At 29.5% G+C, this 8178-nt stretch carries 9 protein-coding genes, 1 pseudogene and 1 riboswitch; of the genes and pseudogenes, 1 reads left to right on the plus strand and 9 read right to left on the minus strand.

Annotated elements, in window-relative coordinates; genetic code table 11:
* Positions 1-12: 12 nt before the first annotated feature.
* The 7 genes from CLHOM_RS17125 to CLHOM_RS17145 form a co-directional block, all read right to left on the minus strand.
* Entirely contained in the window at positions 13-1197 is a 1185-nt protein-coding gene (locus CLHOM_RS17125) for a LolA family protein (protein ID WP_052222898.1), read from the minus strand.
* Positions 1190-1711 carry an RNA polymerase sigma factor gene (locus CLHOM_RS17130; RefSeq protein WP_052222899.1) on the minus strand — a complete coding sequence of 174 codons (522 nt, stop codon included), beginning with the start codon at positions 1709-1711 and terminating at the stop codon, positions 1190-1192. Before CLHOM_RS17130 ends, CLHOM_RS17125 begins: the two co-directional genes overlap by 8 nt.
* Before the next feature lie 128 nt (positions 1712-1839).
* The gene (locus CLHOM_RS17135) at positions 1840-2250 is read right to left on the minus strand and encodes a putative ABC transporter permease (protein ID WP_052222900.1); all 411 of its coding nucleotides are present in this window, start codon (positions 2248-2250) and stop codon (positions 1840-1842) included.
* Between the two features lie 24 nt (positions 2251-2274).
* A complete protein-coding gene (locus tag CLHOM_RS17140) occupies positions 2275-3579 on the minus strand; it encodes a purine/pyrimidine permease (RefSeq protein WP_052222901.1) in 1305 nt (434 codons plus the stop codon).
* Positions 3569-3742 carry a hypothetical protein gene (locus CLHOM_RS18600; RefSeq protein WP_175478635.1) on the minus strand — a complete coding sequence of 58 codons (174 nt, stop codon included), beginning with the start codon at positions 3740-3742 and terminating at the stop codon, positions 3569-3571. The genes CLHOM_RS17140 and CLHOM_RS18600 overlap by 11 nt, the downstream gene beginning before the upstream one ends.
* Positions 3743-3897: 155 nt before the next feature.
* Complete coding sequence (locus CLHOM_RS18240) at positions 3898-4059, minus strand: lmo0937 family membrane protein (protein WP_139205588.1); 162 nt, start codon at positions 4057-4059, stop codon at positions 3898-3900.
* A gap of 115 nt (positions 4060-4174) precedes the next feature.
* A complete protein-coding gene (locus CLHOM_RS17145) occupies positions 4175-4765 on the minus strand; it encodes a rhomboid family intramembrane serine protease (RefSeq protein WP_052222902.1) in 591 nt (196 codons plus the stop codon).
* A 306-nt stretch (positions 4766-5071) separates the two neighbouring features.
* Positions 5072-5167, plus strand: a riboswitch (guanidine-I (ykkC/yxkD leader).
* Positions 5168-5292: 125 nt separating this feature from the next.
* On the opposite strand from CLHOM_RS17145, the gene CLHOM_RS17150 reads away from it, so the two are divergent.
* Positions 5293-5982: a radical SAM protein gene (locus CLHOM_RS17150; RefSeq protein WP_052222903.1), complete on the plus strand. Its 690-nt coding sequence runs from the start codon at positions 5293-5295 to the stop codon at positions 5980-5982.
* 197 nt (positions 5983-6179) lie between these two features.
* Here the strand turns inward: CLHOM_RS17150 and malQ are convergent, their stop codons facing one another.
* Together malQ and CLHOM_RS17160 are read right to left on the minus strand one after the other, a co-directional pair.
* The gene (malQ, locus tag CLHOM_RS17155) at positions 6180-7658 is read right to left on the minus strand and encodes a 4-alpha-glucanotransferase (protein WP_052222904.1); all 1479 of its coding nucleotides are present in this window, start codon (positions 7656-7658) and stop codon (positions 6180-6182) included.
* A gap of 330 nt (positions 7659-7988) precedes the next feature.
* Positions 7989-8178: pseudogene (locus tag CLHOM_RS17160) on the minus strand (succinyl-CoA--3-ketoacid-CoA transferase); the annotation flags it as partial.

The following is an 8178-nucleotide window of genomic DNA, read 5'->3' on the forward strand; positions in this document are numbered from 1 at the left end:
CTCACCTTCCTCCTATTTTATTTCTTTTATTACAGGATTCGTTGTCCAAGCCTCGAAGTCTATTAGCACTTTAAGATTCTTACCAGATTTCATGCCTGCAAATTTATCTTTAAGCTTTTCAGTTATTCCAAATACAAAATAATCTTTTCCAACTTTAAACTCTCCACTATTAGAATCTGCAAGTCCCATGAAAGATACGTCTAATATCTGTCCAGCTTTAAAGCCTGATTTTGTATTTTTTAATTGCTCTTCCTTTGCCTTTTGTTCTTCAGTAATTCTTTCATCAAAAGAATTATTCTTTTGATCATCTGTTACATCTGGAAGCATAACATTAATATCATTGTTAAAATCTACAAATTCAGAAATTATTCTTACACCTTTTCCATCTTGAAAATCTTCTTTTAATGAAATCCCAAGTTCCTTATCAATCCACATTTTATGCTTAATATCTTTATCTTCATAATAAAATTCATATACTTGTGCATTTCTTCCTGCTACTTTTTCTTCTCCTAATAGTTTCGCATTTTTTACGTTTTCTACTCTTTCTTTTATCTTCTTGTCTGCTCTATAGGTCGATAATTCAAATTTTAAAGTGTCCTCTGTTACAGTATGCATAGTTAACTTTCCTTTTTGGTCAAACTCATATAAAGTATCTCCACCTTTATATAGCTTTTTAAGAGTTCCATTTTCCGTTTCATGAATTGCATAGAACTGATTTGGTTCTAAATATTGAATTTGTATCTTTTGAGTTGTTTTAGAATCTTTATTATATAAGTTTTCTACAAGAGTTCCTTTAAAATTGTGTATACTATTATATTGCTTTATAGTAGCATAAGCTATATTCTTTGCTTCTTTTGAATTAGTAGAATTTTGATATGCTAATCCTCCGCTAAGTAATATAACAGCCATAGCTGCAGTAGCTAAAAGTTTGCTGAAAAAAGCCCTTCTATTTTTGCTCTTCTTATTATTTCTTGTTTGAGCCTTTATTTTTTCTGGCCTCATAATATTAAATTCTTCCTCATAATCTTCCTTCAATCTCTTAACAACACATACTGTTTCAAGCATTTGAATAAGCTCTTCATCTTCTTCAAACTTGAATATATCTTCATAATTTGGTTTTTTATCATTATTTAATGCATCAATATAACTTGATAATATGTCTTCTCTTTCTTCCTGTAAGCCTTTTGCACTATACATACTCATAATCTCCTTTCTTTAATCTATCCTTCAGTTTCTTCAGAGCTCTAAATTGTAAGCTTTTAATAGTGCCTTCGGGTTTGTCCATAATCTTTGATACTTCTTTTACACTATAACCACGAATTATTCTAAGTTCTATTACAGTTCTAGATTCTTCATCTAATTCAGCCATGGCTTGCTTTACTGTGATGCCTTCAGTTATTCTATTTTCCTGATGCTTATCAATTTCAAAGTAACTCACATCATCCATCGTAATAATCTTAGTTTTTCTTCCATTTTGTCTCCATCTGTCAATAACTGCATTTTTGGCAGATCTAAATATATACTGCTGAACCTTATCCTTTTCTATTTTATTATGTTTGTATTTTACGTAAATTTTATGAAAAATGTCCTGAGATAGTTCCTCTGCTTCTTCTTTGTTTTGAACTAGATAGTAAATATATTTATACACCTTCATCCAAAGCTGGGAGTATATCTCTTTAAATTCATTATCATTCCTCAATTCCATGCCCATGTTTTAATCTTTCCTTTCTTTTTTGTTGCTCTCACTTATAAATACGGCACTTCCTTATTAAGGGTTTCAATGTAAAAAATTATAATTTATTTTCATTAAATTTTAACATAAAAATAAGAGACTAAAATTTAGTCTCTTAATAATTCTGCACTAATTAATCTGTCATGCAATTTTTCAAAAATTAGTCCAACTAAAAACCAAGCAGGAGCATAGTCTAATCTTATTAACCCATATACGGAAAATGGACTGCCAGTATAATCCCATGGATATACCCCTAAAACGTTCTGGAATATCCATCCACTAAAAAATTCAGCCATAAAGATTAGTAAAGTATATATACCTCCTCTTACAATAATACTAAAGGGCCTTAGATACTCATGGACATACTCTAATAAAACGGCTGAACCATACACAGGGAACATCCATATGGATGTATGTCCCACCATGTTAAAATCTCCCTTTAGCAAAGATAAAAACCCAACAAAAAACACTTCCATACATAATCCTGCAAATCCATAAATTATAAATCTTTTACCCATAACTATAGACTTTGCATTTATTCATTAATTATTCTTAGTTTTTTTATTTAAGGCTTGTTCAATAAATATGCAAGCTAAAACCCCAAGTATAAGTCCATTATTTAAGATGGATAATAGAAAACTTGGTAAACTTTTCAAAGCTGCAGAAGGTATAAACATGCTTCCCATTCCTATAAATAAAGATACACTTATTATAAATAAATTATTTTCGTCTAATCCAGCCGACATGTATTCTTTAATTGATAACCCAATCAAATTAGCAAAAGCAATAAACACTGTGGCATAGCCTACAGGTACAGGAAGTGAAGCAAAAAATATTGTTATTATAGGAAAAAAGCTCATTAATAAAATTATAAAGCTTCCTAATATAAAAGGTCTTTTTCCTTTAATTCCCGTAGTTTCTATAAAAGCTGCTGAAGAGGATACAGGAACAAAACCTACAGTAGAAAACATTCCTGCAATAATATGATTTATCCCCATTATAAACCCTGAACGGTTGAAATTAGCTTCTTCCTTATCATTAATTACCTTTTTTATAATTTCCACACTGGCAATAAGGTTGGACAATAACAATAAGGCAGTAATTAAGGATACAAGAACTACACTAAATTGAAATTCAGGTACTCCAAATGCTAATATTTTTGGTATTGAAAATAAATCAACAGCTTCATAAGAGGTTTCTTTGGTAACTCCAAATATATAAAATAAAATCCATCCAATAAATATTCCATATAATATAGAAAAACTTCTTAAATTAGAATTTTTGCTTTTAGAAAAAATGGCGGTTATTATAAGAGTAATAATTGCAAGTACAGCAACCTTTGGGTCTACATCTGCTCTCAAATATCCAATTCCCAAAATACCCTTAATAAAGGATCCACTTAATTGAGCTATAAGTAACAAAAGATAGGTTCCCGTAACAAGAGGAGTAAAAATTTTTTTAATTTTATTCATAAGACCTGATATTGCCAGCATTATGAATAATACTCCTCCAAACATTAAGCCCATTTCTAAGCTTCTTAAAGTACTATATTTATCTATGTTCATGGTAGAAGATAAGCCAGCAAATATGAGGAAAACTCCCCACCATAGACCTGCTGGTCCTTCTGGTATCAGAAGCTTATGACCAAAATACACCTGAATTAGGGTGCCTAATCCCATAACAAAAAATGACCTTTGCATTAAAGCTGCAGTTTCTACTTGATTAAGATTAAAAGCAGCTCCCACAGATAAAGGACCTACAATACTTGCAGCTAGGATAAAAATTGACCATTGAAAAGAGAAAAAACCTTTTTGGGCTATCTCTTTAAAAGCTATTTTACCTTTCATTATTCTTTTCCTTTAAAATCTTTATCATGTTTTCCATAACTTCAATTCTTGCTACTACTTCTGGATTCTCCATATAATTCTCACCATATTGATACTTCATACATTCCTTAAATTCTACAAGTTCTTCTTCCATTAGTAATATTTTTATTTCATTGCTAGCCATGTTCGTTATTCCCCTTTAAAGTAAAATTTTTTCTTATTTAATAATATTACATTATAATTTATATTTCTACCCATTATTAATTAATCTTTAACCCTCTCTTTTAAATTCAAAGAACTGTTGGCAAGATTTAACCAACAGTTCTTTATCCTTTATCTTCATGTTTTATCTACATTTTTTCTGTTAAATAATAAATCATAAATAAATGCTATAACTCCAATAATTAATAGAAGGTGTATAAATCTTCCTCCGATTCTAAAAATCAAGCCCAATGCCCAGAAGAAAAGAACAATTCCACCAAGCCAACGCAATAGTTTCATTTGTGTCCCTCCTAAATTAAAAACTGATTTAGTATTTTCGTTAATTATTATTCCCTAAACTATTTACTTTATTAAATTATTGCATTGGTACATTAAGTATAAGTATGTTGAGTTACTATATACTGGAATTATCATATATCCTGCGTTTATTTTTCCAATAACCAAAAACTCCTCCGCACAAGCCTCCAATTATATGAGTAATTTGTGATATGTTATCTTCTATAAACATTCCGTTTACGACTTCTTTTCCAATAAATATTATGGCCACAATTATTAAAGTCAATGGTATTCTACCATCTTCTGCATTAGCAAAAGAACTTAATAAAATCATCATAAAAACAATTCCACTGGCTCCTAAAAGTGCAGTATCAAATAATAGCATATTTAATATACCTGTAATAAAGGCAGTTATTAATATCATCTGGAAAACATTCTTTGAACCATACTTTTCTTCAAGCATAGGTCCAAGTAATAAAATAATCAAAAAATTTCCGCTATAATGCTCCCAGTTTGCATGGCCAATGACATGAGTAAACAATCTTATATATTGAAGGGGATCTAAAAATGATGTCCTATAATTAGAAAACAATAATTGAGTTGTTATACCTTTCGTAGCAATTCCCATTACCAAAACTGCTAGAGATATAAAAGCATAGGTTAAGGTTACTGGTGCATTGTATTGAAATCTACTAAACTGTTTTCCCACATATTTCCCCTCTTTCTTCTAAATAATTATGCTTTTTAACGATTACTTAATAGTTTTTATACTGAAATTATACAATATATTTGCTAATAAAGTAAGTTACATAAAATCGTATTTGTTACACTATGAAATTTTTGTAAGTTTTGTTATTATATTAATAATATCTTTATTTCATTTGTTATATCATTAGTATTCTAATCTAATAAGAGGAATATGTTTTGAATGCGAATAAATAATATTGTGTTGATTTAAATGCTTTGTTATGCTAAAATTCATATATATTTTATCTTATAAATCACAAAAATATATTTTTTAGTTTTCTAGGGTTCCGCAATTTATAGTTGGCAGGTCCGAGAGAAAACGCACAGTTGACTGTGTACACGGAAGGATAAAAGCCTGGGAGATATTGAATAATATTTCTATAGGCTTTTTTTATTTTTAATTATTTTAATCTAGGAAGTATTGTAGTGAAAAAGTTTGTCATTAATAATAAGAAACTAGTAATAGAGTAATTTTAGGAGGATAAAGGAATGGGTGGTTTTAGTTATAAAGATATTTATATTGAGGATGGCAAAAGGGTACTGGAAGTAAACATACTGCCTGAAAAGCATTGTAATTTTGACTGCATATTCTGCCCTATTGGAAGGTCATATAATAAGGTGGATACACCACAATCATTTGATGAAATAGATAATTCATTAATTGAATTAGAAAGTATGATAGAAAATAATAAAGTAGAATTAGTTTTCATTAATTCAAAGGGTGAAGCCCTTGTAAATAACAAAATTGGTGATATTATAGACCTGATTAAAAGCAAGGGAATACCAGTAAGGTTGCTATCTAATGGCTACATATTGGGTAGAGATAAATATATACAAATAGCCAATAAGTGTGCTGAAGTTATTGGAGAGATAAAAGCGATTTCAGAAGAAGATTTTCAAAAAATCCAAAGACCAATTGAAGGATATACACTAGAAGAATATATTTCCAATATGATTTTATTTAATAAACAATATAAAGGCAAATTTATTTTAGAAGTAACAATTATCAAGTGCTATAATGACACAGAGGAATCTATTAATAAGATAAAAAACGTTATTAATAAATTATCTCCAGACAAGATAATTATTGGGAGAATTAATGATGAAAGATTTATGAAAAAACTTGGTATATCTGATAAAAGACTTTATGAAATTTCAAAAGTATTACTAAATATTTAACTATACTAATTTACAATATTCTTAAAGCTTCTATTAATCATAATTTAAGAAAGTTGCGACGCAACTTAAAAAAGAAATCACTAGTCTCAAGTAGCTAATCGCTAAAGTGCCATGTGTTATAAAAACCAGTTCTTATTGCAACAACCTAGCGACTAGAGATTAGCTACTAAGAAAATGGCTTTCCAAATTATAAATTCCTACCTTCCATATAATTTGGTAATGTTATAAATATTTTCAGCTAATTCATCTGTTAAGTGCTCTTTTCTAATCCTCCACTGCCAGTTACCGCCTATAGTTGATGGAATATTCATTCTAGCTTCATTTGAAAGACCTAAATAGTCTTGCATTTGTATTACCGCAAGCTTTGCAACTGAACTTAATGCTCCTCTTATAAATCCCCAGTTGTAGCCTTCTTTCTTAGTTAGTTTTAGATATTTTACAGCAAACTCTCGCTCTTTTTCATTTGCATTTTGAATCCAGCTATCTACAGTAGCATTATCATGAGTTCCAGTATACACCACGCAATTTTTATCATAATTATGTGGCAAATGGTCGCTTTCTTCTCTAGTATCAAAGGCAAATTCTAATACCTTCATTCCAGGATATCCAGAGGCAATTCTAAAATCAATAACTTCCTTAGTTAAAAAACCTAAATCCTCAGCTATTATTTCAATTTCTCCTAATTCTTCTTTAATCTTATTGAATAATTTCATTCCTGGTCCTTTAACCCATCTTCCATTTATTGCAGTATCTTCTCCAGCGGGCACTTCCCAGTAAGACTCAAATCCTCTAAAATGATCTATTCTTGTAATATCATATATTCTGCTGCTTGCTTTGATTCTTTCTATCCACCAACCATATCCTACCTTATCTAAATAGTCCCACCTATATATAGGGTTTCCCCATAATTGTCCTGCAGCTGAAAAAGCATCAGGTGGGCATCCAGATATAACAGTGGGATTTTTATTTTTATCTAAAACAAACACCTCACTGTTTGCCCAAGTATCAGCGCTGTCTTTTGCCACGTAAATCGGTATATCTCCTATAATCTTTATTCCTTTATTATTTGCATAGCTTTTTAAATCCATCCATTGTTTAAAGAAAATATATTGTAAAAATATCCAGCAATCTACTTCTTCGTTTAAATCTTCTCTTAATTTTTTTAAAACTTCTTCATCTCTTAACTTAATTTTTTCATCCCATTCCTGACAAGGCTTCAAGTTAAATTTCTCTTTTATGCCCATATATAAAGCATAGTCCTCTATCCATATTTTGTTCTCTTCTCTGAACTTTTTTATCCTACTTTCATATTTACCTTTACTATTTTTGAAAGCCTCTTTTAAAATAGGCATCTTTTTATGAAATATCTTATGGTAGTCTACTTTGGTACAATCCTCACCAAAATCTGTACTTTTGTAATATTTATTTCTCAACAATCCCATTTCCATAAGCAAAGGTAAATCAATAAAATATGGATTTCCTGCAAAAGCTGAACAGGATTGATAAGGAGAATCACCGTAGCCTGTAGGTCCTATAGGTAGTATTTGCCAATATTCTTGCCCTGCTTTATATAAAAAATCTACAAAATCATACGCTTCTTTTCCTAAAGTTCCAATTCCATATGGATTTGGCAGGGATGTAATATGCATTAAAATACCACTACTTCTTTTAATCATTAACTTCTCCTTTATTATGATAATAATATTTAATCATTTAAAATTATTAACATAGTTATACATATATTCATTATAATAAAATATAATAATTTACTCCTTTACCGCCAATTATAAAAGCTTAATTTATTAGTATCAAAAGTGGATTTTTTTATTTTTTCTATAATGTCAATACAAATACTGTAAAAAAAGCTTTAAATAATCCTGTGGGATTATTTAAAGCTTTTTGTTTTTTAATCTATTTTTATTTATTATTCTTATGGAATTCCTCGAGCAGTGCATTTATAGCCATCACATGATTCTCTGCACTTTTTATAATTATTTCAATTAACATTAAATTTTCATAGTTTCTAGCTTTTCTGCTATAATTAATTCTGCTTCCGTTAAGGCTTGAACCTGTTCTATGGTATATTGAGGATTTATCTCTTTTAAGACTATTCCCTCTTTTGTTACCTCCATTACTCCCATTTCCGTAACAATTAGATTTACTTGTTCTTTCGCAGTTAAGGGTAAATTACATTTT

The sequence above is a fragment of the Clostridium homopropionicum DSM 5847 genome, from assembly GCF_001263795.1.
Lineage (GTDB): Bacteria > Bacillota > Clostridia > Clostridiales > Clostridiaceae > Clostridium_H > Clostridium_H homopropionicum.

Excerpts from the sequence above, each read along its gene's own strand:
- CLHOM_RS17125 (WP_052222898.1), bottom strand. The coding sequence starts at position 1,197 with ATGTATAGTGCAAAAGGCTTACAGGAAGAAAGAGAAGACATATTATCA.
- CLHOM_RS17130 (WP_052222899.1), bottom strand. The coding sequence starts at position 1,711 with ATGGGCATGGAATTGAGGAATGATAATGAATTTAAAGAGATATACTCC.
- CLHOM_RS17135 (WP_052222900.1), bottom strand. The coding sequence starts at position 2,250 with ATGGGTAAAAGATTTATAATTTATGGATTTGCAGGATTATGTATGGAA.
- CLHOM_RS17140 (WP_052222901.1), bottom strand. The coding sequence starts at position 3,579 with ATGAAAGGTAAAATAGCTTTTAAAGAGATAGCCCAAAAAGGTTTTTTC.
- CLHOM_RS18600 (WP_175478635.1), bottom strand. The coding sequence starts at position 3,742 with ATGGCTAGCAATGAAATAAAAATATTACTAATGGAAGAAGAACTTGTA.
- CLHOM_RS18240 (WP_139205588.1), bottom strand. The coding sequence starts at position 4,059 with ATGAAACTATTGCGTTGGCTTGGTGGAATTGTTCTTTTCTTCTGGGCA.
- CLHOM_RS17150 (WP_052222903.1), top strand. The coding sequence starts at position 5,293 with ATGGGTGGTTTTAGTTATAAAGATATTTATATTGAGGATGGCAAAAGG.
- malQ (WP_052222904.1), bottom strand. The coding sequence starts at position 7,658 with ATGATTAAAAGAAGTAGTGGTATTTTAATGCATATTACATCCCTGCCA.